Genomic DNA, 16,126 nt, shown 5'->3' with positions numbered 1-16,126 from the left:
TTGACGCGAAACCACGTGGCCGGAAAATAGGATGTCCGCATTGTGATACAACCGACACAGCCCACCCAGCTCACACAGCGCCTCCGGCGTCGCGCTGAAGGTCAGCTGCCGCGCGCAGTCCCGATAGCTCCCGCTCCACGTCTTGTCCTGTACCAGCGGCGTGATGTGTTCCGTTTTGCTCCCGTCCAGACTCCACGTCCGGATCTTCAACAAATCATCGTATGCCATAGCCGCCTCACAATTTGGATTTGTCCGGGCAGGTGACCTTGTTTCCGGGATAGATCAGGTTGGCGTTCTTGATGCCGTTGTACTTGGCCAGCTTATAGCACAGCGCACCGTCCCCGTAATACTTCCGGGCAATCCCCCACAGGGTGTCGCCCTTGACCACGGTATGGACCCGCGCCGCCTGCTGCGCCCGGCTGGTGGATCTGGTTTTGTTTCCGGTGGCGGACTTGATCTCCGATGTCTCCGCCGCAAGCTCACGGTATTGCCGTAAGGTCAGCCGCACATACACGTCTCCGGTGCCGTCCTGTTCTCCATAGCGCACGGGGCCAAGAAGTATCGGGAAGTTGACCGGCGTATCTGTGACGATCAGCCGCAGCACCTCGCCCGCCTCCGACCAGTCCGTCAGGGTTTTGACCATGGCGTAAGGGTCACCGGTGTAGCCGCCCTGTGTGTAATTCCGTGCCTCTGCCGGGAGCAGAAACTCCATCTGCTCGTCAAACAGCGCCAAAAGGCCGGGGAATGCCGCCTCGCCGGTCTGGGACATATCCAGCACCGTCACATTGCGCCCCACCTCCACGGCAAATTCGGCAGGCGTCACGGGCATGGTGAGCTGCGTATTGGTTTTCACGCTGCGAAATACGATCTGCATGTGTCCTCCTTAGCTGCTGCGCATTCGCGCCAGCTCCAGCTCCCGCCGAAACTCCGCGCCGAGACGTGCAATGTCGCTTTCCTGCCGGATGGTGACCGGTCCGGTCATATTAACATTGACTCCACCGAAACCTCCAGCCTCACGGGTCTCCGCCGCCGTCTTGACCGTCTCGTCCTGATGCAGCAGGTACAGCCCCGTCTCCGGAACACGCCGCAGGCCGAAGGCGTTGGAGCTTTTCACGCCGTGCTTCCAGACCTCGTGCTTCGAAATTCCAGAATTGAAACTTAAATTGGCCGAAGATTTGTCATAAGTTAAGTCAAAAATAGAGGAAGCCCCGCCCTTTGAAAAGGCGTTACTGGTTTTCAAAGCGTTGGTCGCAGCCTCCAGTCCAGCGGTATTCTCTCGAATGGCATCGATCTGATCCAGTTCGGCATCGTGCATCTTCTGATATTGGTCACTGGACTCATACGCCGCGGTGGCCAGAGCTTCTGCCTGCTCCTTCAGGGACTCCATGGATAGCTTGGCTTCCTGATTGCCTCCCTCCTGACGGTCAGTCTCCTGAGCGTTCAGGAATTCGCCGCGCATCTCACTCAGCCTCTCTGCGGCCGAGCCTTTAAATAGACTGGACTGCTCCCCCAGCAAAACGGCGCTCAGCGCCTCCCGGGTATACTGATCCTGCAAATTTTCCATGTACGCCTGATTCTCACCGATTATGCCGTTGAGATCCTTCAGTGCATCCCCCAACGCTCCGCCGTAGGCGTCGATCTCATTCTGTGTTCCACGATTCCGAATGGAGTTATAGCCCTCGCCCCCGGCTGCGTTGATGTTTTCCATCAGGCCTTGGAGCGTGGAATCCAGCCCCTCTGTGGAGTGAGACTGGATCTCCATCATGCCGCCGTAGAGCTTCTCAAATTGCCCCAGAATCAAGTCGCTGACATACGTGCCGGACAGATCACCCTTGGAAATTTTGTCGTAGACTGCCTTCTGCGAAATTCCAAGATCGTCGGACAGCCACTCAAATACGCTGAGTCCTCGTTCATTCAGCGGATTCAGATATTCAAGACTTGCCTTATCACTGGAGCGCATCCGGCCTATATAACTGGCCACGGTGTTGATGTCCGCCGTACCAAGGCCCATGGCCGCACCCGCATCGCCCACCTTGGTTAGAGTAGGGATGATGTCCTCCACCGCGTACCCAAAGGATAGCAACGTCTTGGAAATACCTGTCAGATCATCGTAGAGAAACGGTGTCGTGTTAGCGGTGTTCAGCACATCCTTTAGGAATGCGTCCGCCTGTGTATCGCCACCCAGCAGCGTGGAAAAGGAGAGCTTTGTGGTCTCTCGACTAGCCGCCAGCGCACCGCCGGTAGTTAGGCTGTCCGCAGTACCAGCCTTTACAGTCCCGTAAAGTCCCGCGTAGTAGCTTTTAAAGGCATCGTCCTCTTGTTGATAGATCTGGGTCGCACCGTTGATTCCGCCCGCCACAGCACCTATTCCAGCCCCAAGCAGAGGATTTCCGAACAGCGCCCCAGCCGACGCGCCAGTTGCGGCCCCGGATGCAAGACTGCTTCCAAAAGTGGCCATAGGTTGTCCAAGTGCACTCTCCAGTCCAATACCTGCAGCGCTTGCAAGACTGTCACCAAACATTTTGAATAGCCCGGATTGCGCCAATTTATCGCCCAGACTTGCCTCAATCTTATCCGCTGCCTTTCGGGTGGGGGAAGAGCCAAGCCCTAAATCCATCTTCCGAAATTGCTCATAGCTGTCGGTGGTTTCCTTCAGGGCGCTTTTCGCCATCTTCTGGTAACTGCTGGCGGAAGCCGAAAGCGCGTTATATTGCTCCTGAAGGTTTTTAAAATCCACCGCATCCGCCGTGCAGCCGGTTTCCTTCATGAGTTTTTTTGCCGCGTCCAGATCAATCTTGACGGTGGCAGCCTTGGCGGAGACCTCCGCCGCGTGTTTGTTCAGTTGGTTGTACCGCTCACCCAGTTGCGTAGTCCTGCGACCCAGTTCCTCCATCTCCTTGGAGCAGCCCTGCGACATACTGGCGATGCTTTTCATTTTGCCTGTGATATCCTCGTTCATTTTCATGACGATAGAAATGGAATCTGCCATAAAATTCACCTGCTTTCGTTGACAGTGCTGTGGTTCGGTGCTATGCTGAAGCCAAAGAGGAGGCGAGTTTATGACCGAGGAAGAACAACGCATTAACCAACGTCTGGATGCGCTTCAGGAAATGAAGCCCACCAAAGAGGTGACAGAGGAATACTGCGCCCTCATCCGGGAGCTTCGCCGCTTTCGACCGCAGCCAAAGCCACCCCGTTCATTTCACCGTGCCTGCCATGAGATGCGCGTCCTCATCTGGCTGGCGGGGGTCTCTCTCTGCCTTGCCACCCTGTTTGTCGGGCCGTTTTTCATGAACTTGGGCGGCGCCTATGCCGCGATTGGCGTGTTCATGCTGTTCGGATCCATCGCTTCGCTCTGCTGGGCCATCTGGAGCAGCACCTACAAACCGTAGATTCCCGCCGCCGCCCATCCGGGCGGCGGCTTTTTTCACGACCTGTTTCTCAATTCGCACTCATAGGCGGCGAACGTCTGGATAATTTCCTGCCATCCGTCCCGCGTCTCGACCAGCGCCTTCAACTCGCTCAGCGGCCAGTTCTTGTGGAACAGATAGAACAACAGGGAGATTTCCGGGTCGCCCCCCGCCTCTAGTCGTTTTTTACGTCGGAAATAGTGCGGCGCAGATACCCGCTCAGCTTCTGAATTTCAACATACAGGTCGTCCACCTCTCCGGGCAGCAGCCGTGCCTTAATAGAATCCACTGGTGTGACGATTCCCCGCGTCTTATCCAGCAGCGCCTCCTCGCCCCACTTGGGGCTCACGCAGCCGTACAGCAGACCAAAGGCCGCCTGATCTCCCCGGTTCTTGTCCTGCACCTTGCGCACTTGGTCATAGCTCAGCCCTCGCAGGGTGAATATCACCGGCTCCCCGGCGAGCTGGCTCAGCCGCGTCACCTCCACCTGTTTTTCCGGAAGTACCTTGCGCACGTCCGGTAGTTCTGGACGCAGCAGAAGATCCAGCACACTCACGTTTTTCATCGTGTCTTCCATCACTGCACCTCAATCTTGTCCAGATATTCCACTCGCGTGGCGGTAAACGGAATCGTGAGACTGCCCTCCTTGGCGGCCGCCCAGTCCATCACTGTCACCTCGTCGTAGCTCACGCCGTACACCGCGATTCGCTCCGCGCCATAGGCGTCCGGGTCGGCCAGCTTGCCCACCAGCGTCTTGCGCCGATCGTGACCGGCCTGCACAGCCTCCACGTCATCGCTGCCGCGCGAATAAATCTTGTGAAGCGTGATAGACCCGGTAATCTTTACACCGGTGACCTTGCTGTCCTCGGCCATCTGGCGGCAGAAATTGATGGTGCTTTTGTTTTTGTTGAGTTTGACCTGGAACGCGGACACCTCCGCCAGTTCCACGCTGTTCTCCCACACGCCGCCGAACGTGCCGTTAATAACTCTGTATCCTTCCATTTTGTCGTCCTCCCTTTACAGCCGAATGATCACGCTGGCGTCTTCGATGGCGTCCACCGGCTTAATGGATACCAGCAAAAAGACGTTGGTGCCGGTGTTGGCCTCCTTGATCTCCTGCTCGCTCATATCCACGGTGGACGTCCCATGCTCCTCCAGCCACTTCTGCTGGCTGTCCACGTCAATGCCGCAGGTAAAATCGTCCATAATCAGGCCGTCCCGGGCAAGGGAGCGGAGATAGTTGGTAATGGCCGTCACCAGCAGCAGTTTGTTGTCGTAGGTGTTGGGATACTTGCCGATGTAGTTGTCGTCGATGGCCGCCCGCAGATCGTGCTGCACCATGTCCAGAAGCTCTACGATTTTGATTTTCTTCCATGCGTCGCTTTTTCCGGTGACGGTGGTCAGGCTGTTGACAGCCCGTCCGGTTTTTACCTTCTCGCCGTCCCAGAAAAGCACCAACTCGCCCTTGCCAACGGCGGTGTTCAGCGCCGCCTCCGTCAGACGGGTGACGTCATGCACCTCCGGCAGCGGCGCATAGGTCGCGCTGATAGTCATAGGCGTTCCCGCCAGCAGTCCAGCCATCCGCCCGCAGTAGGCAGCGGCGTCAAGAGGGTCGCCTGCGCCAATGTTGATCCCAGCCGCCGTAAAGTTGACGATCGCCTCGCTGTCCGCTGTAAGGCTGGGCAAAACGGCCTTGTAAATTGCGTGATTGTCGCTGCGCTGGGTGGTGATCCATGTTTTAATCACGCCCGCCTCCTGGGCCGTCAGATCGGCGGGTCCGGCCAGATAGTCAAACTGCTGCGTTGCCAGCCACGTCAGCGCCGGACAACTGGCGGCGATTACGTCGTCGGCACCGGTCACGTAAAGCAGTACCTTCTTGGGCGGCTTTACATAGCCAATAAACGCCCGCCGCACCGCCGCCTGATTAGCGGCTCCCATGGTACTGGGCAGCTGGGACGGCGCAGTCAGCGTGTAGGTCTTATCCGCCAGCGCCGCATCCCGCAGAATCAGGGCAACCGTGCCCTTCTGGGAGCGGGCAAGCGCTGTGGACGCCGCCTGTTCAAAGGCGATGTTGATACTGGGCATTGCCAGTGTACTCATAATGTCGTGTCCTCCTTTGTTTTTGTTTTGAGATCCAGCTGCTGCATCAGCGGCAGGATTTCCGCCGGTTCAAACTCCGCGCGGCCATAGTTCAGAGACAGCCCAACCACGGTTTCGGTGTAATCGCAGTTGTGCTCTGTGGTGCAGCTGATAACCTTCAAGGCCCGGTCGTCTGCCTTTAGATATCCTTTGGCAAACAGCCCTACCAGCAGCATGGTTCGCAGATCCAGAGCCGCAAAGTGGCTGTTGTGCCGTGCGTCCACCTCCACAAAGTCCGTGATTTTGTAGGTGTACCGCAGTTTCACCCCGCGGGGAGACAGCTCCTCCAGCGCAATACCGCGCAGTTCAACCAGATTACTAGGCCGCTTAAACTCCCTGGGGACTAGATTCTCATAGACTTGCTCTCCGGGAAACAGCGTTCCAACCGCCGCGCTCACAGCGGTGGTAATTTCGTTCGGTGTAATCATTGAATTTCTCCTTACGTCAGGCTGTCGCCGCCATGCTCAATGGCGGCCTTGATCTTTTGCAGGGTCTTCTCGGCGGCATCTCTGCCCAAATCTCCCGCGCGGAGCTTTGTCCAACTGTAGAACATCCGACCCGGAACGATCAGCCCATGATTTCCGCCAACTAGGTTATCCGAGACAAGACGGGCTTTATATCGCTTGTCGCGCCCCCCTGATGGCTTTCTGGCCGGGTGTCCTTGCTCCAGATACCGGGTCACAGCGCGGCTGGTGGTTTTCTTTCCGCTCTTGGTGAGCTGCACAACTTCATCACTACTGGCCGTCACCGCCACATACCCGCCGCCGCTACCCTCCCGCAAATCCTGCCATTTTTTGACCCGTCCACGTGGATCTGCGATACGTTGGTCGATCTGCCGCAACAGTTCTCTTTCCACTGCCATTCCAGCCATCCGCAGCGCCTGTTGCTTGGCCTTTGGTAATTCCTTAGTCAGCTTTTCCCAACGCCGCCAAAAGTCATTCCATTCCCGCAGGTCGGCTCTTGTCAAACCGCTCATCAGCAGTCCTCCTTCCGGCGAATCTCGTACTCGTTTTTCCATGCATCCAACGTGTGACGCACCAGAACTTCATAGTCCTTCCCGCCTACCTCTACCAAGGACCCGGAGGCAAGCTCAATGGGCTTTGACGTCACTAGCACCAGCGTGGTAATGGTGACGGACATGGGCGTCTCCTGCGTGTGCCCCAAATACTTCTCAGTCAGCACGCCGGGGAATTTGCACCCTGCCGGGGATCTGTCCACGTCCTTCTGGCAGTTCACCGTGCTGCACAGAGCCGCTTTGACCTCCACGATCCCCGGCTGCTCCGTGTCCGCAACGGACGTTAGAAAGCAAAACTGGCCCCGCCACAGGAAGGAAAGACCCAGATGGATGCGGCTTGCCTTGCGCATTTTGAAAATTACGCTCCGTGCCCCGATTCCGACTGATGAAAACAGGCTGCTGCGGTCGCTCTGCTCCGCCTTGACCCACGCGCCCCATACAGTCGTCCAGTTCCAAGCATCCGCAGCCGCATCATAGGTAAATTCGCGGGCCTGCACCCGTTCGTTCAGGTCTCCAGCGCTGATAAACGCCATGCCGCCCTCCTATCCACCGCTGCCGGTGCCCGAATTGGGCACCGGCTCGGTGAACTTCAATTGATTCTTGATGTGTATAAACTCAGGGTTCTCCGCCACGATGGTGCCGGTGATGGTCATATTCCTGCGCTCGTACTTGTCCAGCACCATATAGTTGATACACAGGTCATACAGCGCACGGCGGTCAGTACCCTCCTGTGGGATGCTGACGCCCGCGCCCGCCATATATGCAACCGATGCAGCGTACCAGCCCGGAATCAGAGAGACATCTGGGTCTTCTTCATCAATCCGGCAATACGCCAGCAGCGTCTTCCGCCGCGCCTCCGTCAGCTCCGCCATGGCTTAAACCGTCAGCGCCCAGTCGTTGTCAGCGGGCAGGTACATCGCATCAGCCAGCGCCACAGCGCTGCATACCACCGCCGCAGCGGAGTCATGCTGGAATTTCACGCCGTAGTGGCTGTATGCGCTCTGGGGCTTCACATCCACAACCGCAACGGCAGAGGTCATGGTGCCAGCCGCCGTAAATGCCTTCTCGCCAATCTTTGTAGCTCCGGTACCGGAGGCGTCTGTTGCGCCGTAGACCGCGACCGTCAGTTTTTTGCCGCTGGCAAGCGCGCCGGTTGTCACCACAAAGGCCAGCCGCCGCTTCTTCGCAGCAGAAATGTAGATGGGGGTGGAGTCCGTGGACGCAGCCAGGGAAACGGGGACGCAGGCGACTTCCGCCTTCATACCTTCCATGATTCTGTTCATCGTAAATCCTCCTTACGCGCGCGCATCCAGCGTCACAAACGGGCTGCGCTTCTTCGTGCTGTTTTTAATGGTCAGCGGCGCATCCACCTTGGGCGCGCCGTTGCAGCGCCAGACAATGCGGAAGCACTGCTGATCGGTCAGAAATTCCACGTGCATAGACCAGTCCTGCTTGGCCGTGCCCTTCATCAGCAGGACGTACTGGAACGGATCCACCAGCAGGATATCTCCCTTGCTGCCGATGGCCGCGCAGTTATCGTCAAACAGCACCGGCTTGTTCAGCACCCGCTGGGTGTCAAAGTTGCCCAGGCCGCCCTCCGGGTTCCACAGGAATTTGGAGGCGTCTCCGCTCTTGATGGCAAGGTAGGGCAGCTGCTCCTCCAGATCTGGGTGCATCAGCCAGCACAGGCGCTCACGGTTGCGAGGCATCGCCCGCGCCTGCATTTTAATGATGTTGTCGCCCAGCAGCGTTGCGGCTGCCTGACTGGTCTCCTTGGCCACCGATACCAACGCGCCGGACTGCATAATGCCCAGGGGTTTTCCCGCGCCGTCGCCGTTGATTACCGCCGCCGTCAGCAGCCGGTCGGCTGCCAGAGAAAATCCGGTGGACGCGAGCCCCGTGAGGAAGGCGGTGTCCTGGAGCATCTCGTCCGTGGCATACATAAAGCCCATCATCTTTTCCAGATCCAGACGCATCTCCCGGCTGCTGGGCTTGCTTGCCGCAACCGATCCTCCTTCTGCCGCCCAGTGCATCTTGATCCCGCCAAACACGCTCTCAGAAATGTCCGTCTCGTCAAAACGCAGCCACCGGGCGGAGTTAGAGGATGCGGAGCAGGTGTAGCGATCCAGACGCTGGAGCAGGGGGCTGTTCTGCACGGCACTCTCCATGATCGCCCCGGCAAAATCGGGCTGAATGGCAAACGCGCCGTCCTCGCCGCTCCCGGTGCCGACGCCCTGTACCACGTTGTTGATCTGGCCGAGGCGCTTGTCGTCTCCTACGTGCTTGGTCTGCGCCACAATGGCGCGCAGCTGCTCTCCGATGGAGTCAAACAGATGCAGGTCTTTCTTTGCGTCCTTAGCCTCCGGCTTTTTTCCGCCGCCCAGAATTCCGTCGTCGCCAAGATCAACCGGGCCGGCATTCTTCTGGCTGGCCTGCATCGCCTTGATCACCGTGTCGATGTTGCTGTTGATGCCCTCCATCTGGGTGGTTAGCGCGTCGGCCTCGTCAAATTTTCCGTCCATCACCAGCTTTTCAGCCTTGTCGGACAGTTCCGCCTTCTGCGCCCGCAGGTCGTTGATTTTCTCCAAATAGTCCATGCTTTGTACCTTCCTTTTCAAAATTTAGTAGCTTGCAAGCGACCTGATCCGAGACAGGGCGCGTCTTGCCTTCAATTGATCCTGCGGTTCTTCCGCCTTGTGGTCAGCGTAGCGCTTGCGCATATCCGCCGTAATCAGGAGCCGCGGCCCCGCCGCTGCGACCAACGTCCCGGTGTCCGATTCGGGCACAATGCCGGGCAGGATTTCGTCGATCAGACCGTACTCGTCCTTTGCCTTCGTCGGAGAGATAAAGATATCCTTGTCCATCAGCTCAATGAGCTTTTCGCGGGATGCACACCCCGGGTGTGCGAGATAGGACTCCAGCGCACAGTCCCGTGCATTTTGCAGCGATTCTGCAATATTCTGGTGAGACTGATAGTCTCCGCCGTTATCGGAGGACGGGTTGTGATAACACAGCAGCGCCCCCGGCTCTGACTGGATGATCTGGCAACCGGCCGCAACCAGCGTTGCAGACGATGCGCCGTAGCCCATATAGCGGGCAATGGTCTTACCACCGTAGTTGCGGAGCATCGCCTTGATTTCATTTCCAGACATCATATCTCCGCCGCGAGAATTGATCAGGATGGTCACATCATCGCCGTCTGCGATGGACAGTTCCTTCTCGATGTCCAATGGGCACACGATATCCCGCCACCCACAAAACCGGAGGATGTCGGCATCGTCGTTGTTCCAGATGTCGCCCTTTAATGCAATCTCACGCATTTATGCATCTCCTTTCAGGATGGACTCAAGAGAGCCAAGATTCTTAGTAGCCAGAAACTTCTGCCCCAGTCCGCCGGGGATGGGGTTGCGTTCATCCAGCGCCCGGCATTCGTCCAGATTGTAAAGGCCGGTGAACACCATCTTCTGGAAGAAGGTGGCCCGCGCCGTGTCGTCACCCCGCAGAAGCACAGATGGATTTCCCTTAAAGTACCAGTTCTTTTTCCTCTGTGCGGTGGAAAGCGCCTTGTAGGTGTTCTCCTGTTCCCACTGGATGATGTAGGGCATCAGGGTGTCCGTCACGTAGGCAATCCTCTGAGCGCTGTTAGAGTCGTAGGATTCCTTTCCGCTTTGGAGCATCCACTTCGGGATCCCGGTAAACCGGCTGATCTCTTCCACACCAAAGCCCCGGCTCTCGATGTACTGGCTGTCCTTCTGGCTAATTCCCATGGGCGTGTACTTATAGCCGCGTGTCAGCACCGCCGCCTTAAACGCGTTCTCGCCAAACGGATTGTAGGAGCTGAACTGATCCCGGACTTTGTTCCGATCCGCCTCATTTAGATCCGCGTCCACCTCGATGATGGCAGATGGATTCGCGCCATTCTGGTAGAACTTCCGCCCGTACTGCTGGGCAGCTCCCTCCGCCCCGATGGTTTCCTTTGCCAGATGGATCAGCCCCCGGCCACGGATGCCGTCGTAACTTTCAAAAAACAGCATGGACAGTTCATGTCCGGAGAAGGAGTGAAACACACCGTCCACCGTAAAGTCGTACCAGTAGGTTCCGGTCTCCGGGTCCTGTCGGATGTGGCAGCACTCGGTCGGGAGTGGGATGCGCTCTACGATCTCGCCGCCCGGTCCCTGCCGGTTCCAGCAGTATCCAACGCCATACCAAAAGGCATTGGACATTACCGTTTTTCCGCACAGGAACGGGCTCATATTCTCGTTGGGGCGAATCTTAAACACCTGCTCCAGCGCCGGATCCGATACCGGCTCCCGGGCGTCCCCGTTTTTGCGATAGACGCTCAAGGGGATCATGCCAAAGTGGCACGTTAGGATTCTGTGCGCCGCCGCCACCGGAGAAAGCTGCTCCGCTCCGTGGCGGCTGGTGTCGTACTCGCCGCCGCTATAAAAGATCCTGCGGAACTGATCGTTGACCTGATCCCATGTCAACGTGTTGTAGCTGACCGCCCGAGGCGGCCCCATCGCTTTACTCAAAAGCAATTCGCATCATCCTTTCCGCCGCGCTCGCGCCACGAGCCATGCCATAACGATGCACCAGCATCCAGCAGTCGCAAACGCCGCTGCGGCTCCATAGGCAATCGCCGCCGCCGCGATCAACGCCGCGCCGCCAAGCAGCAGCAGCAGATCATCCAGATACACGGCCATGATTTTATGTCCCAGATTTTTAAGCCACTGCACCCAGCGCGCTTTTTTTTCTTCTTCACTCATAGTCCCCAGTCCTCTCCCAGTTTTTCAGTGTCAAATGGCTTTCCCTTGACCCAGCTCAGCATCCACACCGCCACAACGATGATCCACGCCACCGTAATATCAATTCTTCCGGTGCTCTTGTTTTTCATGGGCTTTTTGTTTCCGTTGCCGTCCACATAGCAGCGCAGATTACCAAAGCACCACCGGGCGCAGGTGTTATGCACATGCTGCATCTCATGGCTTAAGATCATCCGCTCCATGGTCTGCATGGCGGGCCACATGTGTTTCAGGTCCTGCGGGATTTCTACTACCGGCACACCCTGATCGCCCAAAAGGGATGTGATCAACTGGCTTAGATACGGGTCAAATCCAACCATTTTCAAGTCGTACATCTGCCGCGCGGACAAGATTGCCGATGTGACCATCTGATAGTCGATCAGGTTGCCTGAGCACAGTTCCAAAAATCCGGCCCGCGCCCAGTCCCGATAGGGGACGTGATCCCGCTTTTCCGCCGCGACGATATCTCCGTCCGGTCGCCACGCGTGGAACAGCGCCACCGTTTTATCAAGCCCAGGCTGCTGTGGGAACAGAAGCACGAAGGCTGTCAAGTCCGTGGTGGATGACAAGTCCACGCCGCCATAGCAGGTCTTGCCCTTCAATTTCTCCAGATAGGCCTCTCGATCCGCTTTCTTACTTGGACCCCACTGGGTCTTGTCGTATACGTTCAGGCTCAGCCAGCTGACCGCCTTGACGGAGATCCATTGGTTTAGCCGGAGCCAGCGGAACAGTTTTTCACCGGCCTCACTTTTTTTGGCCTCCTGTGCCTCAAGCCGCAGCGTTCGTATGGTTAGATGATGCCCAAGCGATGGGTTGCACTGATACCACAGCGCCTCGTCCCAGATATCCAACTTTGCGAGATCGTCCGGATCATCTCCGTAGACCGCCGTCAGGCCGTACAGGATGGGCAGCCAGTTGGAAAGATCCCGGCCCAGAAGCTCCTGTTCCGCCGCGTCCATATCCTCGTCGGACACATGGCGTAGCGAAAGAATCCGTTTGGGGTCTCCGCCATCCGCCAGAACCTGTTTGAGCTGTCTGGCATCCCGGACACCCACGGCCTTCTCGTGGATCTCCCAGCCGATAGAGTTGCGGTCCGGGTCGTCGCCCGCCGTTGTCAGGACGATATACACCGGCTGTTTCCGGCCGGAGCCGGAACCAAAGGTCATAACGTCCCACAGATCCCGGTTGGGCTGTGCGTGCAGCTCGTCAAAAATAACACAGCTGGGCTTGTAGCCGTGCTTGCTGTATGCTTCGCTGGACAGCACCTTCATAGTGCCCAGCACCACCCACTTGCTGCCGCCGTTGGCGGTGGAGATCTTCCGCCGATACTCAATCAGTTTCCGGCTCTCCACAATGTGCAGCTCATCGCGGGCGATCATCTTGGCAGTCCACGGTGCGCTGGTCAGCATAAAGACCGCCGCGTTAAAGACAATGCTGGCGTTCTCCTTGTCGGCCGCGCAGACGTAAACCTCCGCGTTTAACTCCCCGTCGGCGAACAGATGATAGATGCCCAGTGCCGCCGCCAGCTCGCTCTTGCCGTTTTTCTTGGGGATCTCGAGATACAGATACCAGTAATGCCGCAGCCGCTCCCCGGTCGCCTCATCCACGTCCATTGTGGAATAAAAGTCCATGATGGCGTCTCGCTGCCATGGATAGAGCCGGAACAGCTTTCCGGTATCGGTGGTCGGCAGGCGCTGCACAAAGTCACAGACAAAGCCGCCGGCTTCCGCGTCATAGTACGTGCTGTTTACTGCCGGCATGGATCACTTCACCCCGGCCATCGCGGCGTCCTGCCGCTGCCGCAGCCGTGCGGTAAACTCGTCCGGCTCGTCTCCGGCGGGAGCAGCAGCCGCCTTGACGATCACATCTGGCACCACGATGCGGCATCTGGAAGTAACAGACAGGCCCATTGCCTCTGCGCACTGCCGCGCCTGCTTGAAGTAGGTCCCCTGCACGCTGGTCCACTCCTTGGCCAGCTTCTCATCCTTGTCCCGGATAGCGGAGGAGGCCAGCTTATCCGCCCGCTGCCAACGCTCCCGCGCCACGAAATACTGCGCCAGGACATCCCGGTCCAGCTCTGCATACAGCCCGGACGCTCGCAGAATTTCGCCGATCTCCAAAAACTCCGCATGGAATTTCTTTGCCAGCCACCTCGGAGGCGTGGCCTGATCAGGAGGCGGCACCCGTACTTCACGATCCCGCCGTGCGTCTGCTTCCGCTTTTGTCAGATGCTTTCGCCCGTTTGCCTCCACCAGATCGGTGGGCTGCCGTTTTCCTGCCATGTGTCAATCTCCTTTCGGTCGTTCTCCCGGCGCATCACCCGACCCCCGCAAGCGGGAGTCAGGCAGAGAGGATTCCAGCCAGAGGCCGGGTGACACGCCGGTGTCCGATTCGGGCACAGCACCCAGCCCTCGCGTTTTCGCTCAGGCCGGGCGGAGGAAAGGATGCCAGCCCGTCAAAGGCTGGGTGCTGCGCCCGCTGTTTTGCTCTAGTCCCCGCTTTGACCTCCCGTGGGGAGAAAATCTCCTTCCGAGGAGGGCATGCGGTCTTCCGCCTCCCGACCTAAAACTTTATCAGCCGGGGGGAGGGGTGCAAGGAATCGCTCTTGCGCGGGCACGAATCGCCCGTGCGCCCAAGCGTTCAGCCGGTCACCGTCGGTAGCGGCTGCGCAAAGCGTTGCTTTTTGCGTGCATATCTGCCATGGTCTTGCGGCTGTGGCAGGAATGGCACAGGCTTTGCAGGTTGTTGCGGTCGGTAAACTTGCCCCAGTCGCCCTTGTGGTCCACGATATGGTCCACGTCGGTGGCCAGCGTGCGGATGCCATGTTTGGCACACTCCCGGCAGAACGGCTCCCGCAGAAGCTGTGCGGGGCGCAGATCATCCAGCCATTCGGGCGTCCGGTACATCCAACGCCAGGACTGTGCCTCCTCGCTGCGCTGGGCACGGTCCTTGGGCTTGTGTGCAGGGCAGTAGCCCTCCCGGACCAACTGACTGCATCCCGGGTGCCGACACGGTCGGAGCGGTTTCAATGCCATCGGGCTATCACCTCCGGGCAAAACAAAAACGCCAGACCCAACAACTCAGCCCTTTTCGGGTGAATCATTGGCTCTGGCGTTTGACGCTCTGGCCTTTTGCAATATTCAGGATTATTTCGCTGCGGCACGTTCGGCAGTAGACCGGGAGGCCACATGCTTCCGTTTCGTCTGTGATTCGCAGGAGCCGATGATTTCGCCCGCAGACCGGGCATGAAATCCATCCGTCCTTTACGACCAGTTTATCACTTTTCGCTGTCACTGGCAATGGATTTTCCCCACTTTCTGGACCTTGTCCGTAAATATTCATAAGGTTTCAAGAAGAAGAATCATTAATTTAAATATAAAGCGCTATTTTTTAGGCAGCAAATAGCGAGTGTAATTGAACACTCCCCATGCACCCAGATCTGGCTTGCCGAAGATGGGTAATCGCACCGCGTCGCGCGGCACTCGGAGTTGCCCGGTATTGGACATATGCACCTCCGGTGGAGGAATTAGCTTACTTAATTTCCTGGAGCAGCCCCACGGATGTCTTCCGACATCCGGGAGCTCCTTCGTGAAGTAGATCGCAAGTCCCCGGTATCCCTGCTCCGCCATAACGCGCTTTTGGTCATATGGGACATCGTAGGCTTCGCCCCACACCCACAGGTATCTAACGACCGCCGAAGGAAAATCAGCGTCACGCATAAAGGCGTGGATGTGGTAGCGGTGATCTCCATGCAACCCCTCTATGCGGTACACGTAGTAATCCATCGGCTTCTTGCAAAAGCGTTTCAGGCGCTTGCAAAAGGCGTCCCATACGTGCATGACCCCGTCGAGGCTGTCCGGAAGGTGTTCGTCCGCAAAGGTCAGTGTATAAAAGACGCCGTCATATCCAAACAGGGCCAGCCGCAGTTCCAGCTTGTCCACGCTGGTGCGGCACATAGCCGGGCCGCATCGCTTGCGGACACTGTTTGTGCTGACACCATTGCGGCGGATGAAGCATTGCCGATCTGTCACAAATGCCTTAACAAACGGGCCTGCGCGCTGCTGCACACACAGGTATGTAGGTAGGTCACCGCCCATGATCGGCCTCCCGTTCCGGCTGCTCCGGCTTGGTGCGGTAGGCAAATCCGGCGCACAATTTTAGATTAAATTTTCGTATGCCGTTAAATGCCACGTCCTCGTCGGTATCGACCAAATAATAACCATCCTCCCACCCGTACTCAACGGGCTCCATATCCACTAGATACACTGCTTCCCCGTCCATCCCCCGCAGCTCGTCGAGGGTAAGCGGCTCGTTGTCGGGCAGCATCAGCGCCTTAATGTCCGCTGCCTTTATCAGCACGTCGCATTTGTCTGAGAGCGTGTCCAGTTTGTCCCCCGGCTCCCAGATATGGCAGTCAGCAAAACGGGAGTTGGCGGGCTGGGCGCGGCGGTTCCATGCGGTGACGGCATCTTTCCTGCTCCGGGCTATTCGCGGAGTTTCTACTCCGCAAACACAACACGTTACGAAAAGCCTCGGTTTCTCAGAGCCATAATTAGGTGTTCTTTTGATGTAAGCTTTTCCTCCGCAAAACGGGCACGGCTTCAATTCATTCATTGGGGGCCTCCTTTGCAAGTGCTGACATATCGTATCCTGACCGAATAAAACGCAGTGTTTTTTCGTGGTTGCATCGGTTGCCAAGGTACGTATAAATTTCTGTCATATCTTCCTGCGAAAAGTCAGTACCGAGGAAAGCGTTGATG

General features: G+C 57.6%; 21 protein-coding genes and 2 pseudogenes. 1 reads left to right on the top strand and 22 read right to left on the bottom strand.

Annotated features, from left to right (window positions below; translation table 11 throughout):
• From ON16_RS04605 to ON16_RS04595, 3 genes and pseudogenes are all read right to left on the bottom strand, one after another.
• A pseudogene (locus ON16_RS04605) lies at positions 1–228 on the bottom strand (hypothetical protein); the annotation flags it as partial.
• Positions 229–235: 7 nt separating this feature from the next.
• Positions 236–874 carry a LysM peptidoglycan-binding domain-containing protein gene (locus ON16_RS04600; protein WP_040659749.1) on the bottom strand — a complete coding sequence of 213 codons (639 nt, stop codon included), beginning with the start codon at positions 872–874 and terminating at the stop codon, positions 236–238.
• Between the two features lie 9 nt (positions 875–883).
• Positions 884–2,989 (bottom strand): tape measure protein, encoded by a 2,106-nt coding sequence (locus tag ON16_RS04595; protein ID WP_040659748.1) that lies wholly within the window; start codon positions 2,987–2,989, stop codon positions 884–886.
• Between the two features lie 70 nt (positions 2,990–3,059).
• Here ON16_RS04595 and ON16_RS04590 point away from each other — a divergent pair, with 70 nt between their 5' ends.
• On the top strand, positions 3,060–3,392 hold the full coding sequence (locus tag ON16_RS04590) for a hypothetical protein (RefSeq protein WP_040659747.1): 333 nt from the start codon (positions 3,060–3,062) through the stop codon (positions 3,390–3,392).
• Between the two features lie 193 nt (positions 3,393–3,585).
• Here ON16_RS04590 and ON16_RS04585 read toward each other — a convergent pair whose 3' ends face one another.
• The 19 genes and pseudogenes from ON16_RS04585 to ON16_RS16335 form a co-directional block, all read right to left on the bottom strand.
• Positions 3,586–3,975: a phage tail assembly chaperone gene (locus ON16_RS04585; protein ID WP_243441763.1), complete on the bottom strand. Its 390-nt coding sequence runs from the start codon at positions 3,973–3,975 to the stop codon at positions 3,586–3,588.
• A gap of 11 nt (positions 3,976–3,986) precedes the next feature.
• A complete protein-coding gene (locus ON16_RS04580; RefSeq protein ID WP_040659745.1) occupies positions 3,987–4,412 on the bottom strand; it encodes a phage tail tube protein in 426 nt (141 codons plus the stop codon).
• A 15-nt stretch (positions 4,413–4,427) separates the two neighbouring features.
• A complete protein-coding gene (locus tag ON16_RS04575; RefSeq protein WP_193372938.1) occupies positions 4,428–5,510 on the bottom strand; it encodes a phage tail sheath C-terminal domain-containing protein in 1,083 nt (360 codons plus the stop codon).
• The gene (locus tag ON16_RS04570; protein WP_040659744.1) at positions 5,507–5,977 is read right to left on the bottom strand and encodes a DUF6838 family protein; all 471 of its coding nucleotides are present in this window, start codon (positions 5,975–5,977) and stop codon (positions 5,507–5,509) included. The genes ON16_RS04575 and ON16_RS04570 overlap by 4 nt, the downstream gene beginning before the upstream one ends.
• Before the next feature lie 11 nt (positions 5,978–5,988).
• Positions 5,989–6,525, bottom strand: coding sequence for a hypothetical protein (locus tag ON16_RS14925; protein WP_051131526.1), 537 nt, complete (start codon positions 6,523–6,525; stop codon positions 5,989–5,991).
• A complete protein-coding gene (locus ON16_RS14920) occupies positions 6,525–7,097 on the bottom strand; it encodes a hypothetical protein (RefSeq protein WP_051131525.1) in 573 nt (190 codons plus the stop codon). Before ON16_RS14920 ends, ON16_RS14925 begins: the two co-directional genes overlap by 1 nt.
• A 9-nt stretch (positions 7,098–7,106) precedes the next feature.
• Positions 7,107–7,436, bottom strand: a complete 330-nt coding sequence (locus ON16_RS04555) for a head-tail connector protein (protein ID WP_040659743.1) — start codon at positions 7,434–7,436, stop codon at positions 7,107–7,109.
• 3 nt (positions 7,437–7,439) lie between these two features.
• Positions 7,440–7,847 (bottom strand): hypothetical protein, encoded by a 408-nt coding sequence (locus tag ON16_RS04550; RefSeq protein WP_040659742.1) that lies wholly within the window; start codon positions 7,845–7,847, stop codon positions 7,440–7,442.
• Between the two features lie 12 nt (positions 7,848–7,859).
• Entirely contained in the window at positions 7,860–9,161 is a 1,302-nt protein-coding gene (locus ON16_RS04545) for a phage major capsid protein (protein WP_040659741.1), read from the bottom strand.
• Positions 9,162–9,185: 24 nt separating this feature from the next.
• On the bottom strand, positions 9,186–9,884 hold the full coding sequence (locus ON16_RS04540; protein WP_040659740.1) for a Clp protease ClpP: 699 nt from the start codon (positions 9,882–9,884) through the stop codon (positions 9,186–9,188).
• On the bottom strand, positions 9,885–11,102 hold the full coding sequence (locus tag ON16_RS04535) for a phage portal protein (protein ID WP_040659739.1): 1,218 nt from the start codon (positions 11,100–11,102) through the stop codon (positions 9,885–9,887).
• Between the two features lie 6 nt (positions 11,103–11,108).
• Positions 11,109–11,330: a hypothetical protein gene (locus tag ON16_RS04530; protein WP_040659738.1), complete on the bottom strand. Its 222-nt coding sequence runs from the start codon at positions 11,328–11,330 to the stop codon at positions 11,109–11,111.
• Complete coding sequence (locus tag ON16_RS14915; protein ID WP_051131524.1) at positions 11,327–13,126, bottom strand: terminase large subunit; 1,800 nt, start codon at positions 13,124–13,126, stop codon at positions 11,327–11,329. The genes ON16_RS04530 and ON16_RS14915 overlap by 4 nt, the downstream gene beginning before the upstream one ends.
• Before the next feature lie 3 nt (positions 13,127–13,129).
• Complete coding sequence (locus tag ON16_RS04520; protein ID WP_040659737.1) at positions 13,130–13,648, bottom strand: P27 family phage terminase small subunit; 519 nt, start codon at positions 13,646–13,648, stop codon at positions 13,130–13,132.
• Between the two features lie 366 nt (positions 13,649–14,014).
• Positions 14,015–14,401 carry an HNH endonuclease signature motif containing protein gene (locus tag ON16_RS04515; protein ID WP_040659736.1) on the bottom strand — a complete coding sequence of 129 codons (387 nt, stop codon included), beginning with the start codon at positions 14,399–14,401 and terminating at the stop codon, positions 14,015–14,017.
• A 64-nt stretch (positions 14,402–14,465) separates the two neighbouring features.
• On the bottom strand, positions 14,466–14,708 hold the full coding sequence (locus ON16_RS15270; protein WP_081579586.1) for a cysteine-rich KTR domain-containing protein: 243 nt from the start codon (positions 14,706–14,708) through the stop codon (positions 14,466–14,468).
• 41 nt (positions 14,709–14,749) lie between these two features.
• Positions 14,750–15,463: a hypothetical protein gene (locus ON16_RS04510; protein WP_040659735.1), complete on the bottom strand. Its 714-nt coding sequence runs from the start codon at positions 15,461–15,463 to the stop codon at positions 14,750–14,752.
• The gene (locus tag ON16_RS16115; protein ID WP_243441762.1) at positions 15,453–15,725 is read right to left on the bottom strand and encodes a hypothetical protein; all 273 of its coding nucleotides are present in this window, start codon (positions 15,723–15,725) and stop codon (positions 15,453–15,455) included. The genes ON16_RS04510 and ON16_RS16115 overlap by 11 nt, the downstream gene beginning before the upstream one ends.
• 93 nt (positions 15,726–15,818) lie before the next feature.
• Positions 15,819–15,980 (bottom strand): annotated as a pseudogene (locus tag ON16_RS16335) (Lar family restriction alleviation protein); the annotation flags it as partial.
• Between the last annotated feature and the right edge of the window lie 146 nt (positions 15,981–16,126).

It is taken from the genome of Oscillibacter ruminantium GH1, from assembly GCF_000307265.1.
GTDB classification, from domain to species: domain Bacteria; phylum Bacillota; class Clostridia; order Oscillospirales; family Oscillospiraceae; genus Oscillibacter; species Oscillibacter ruminantium.
Note: the sequence above shows the minus strand (reverse complement) of the source record. Positions and strands in the feature narration are given on the sequence as shown.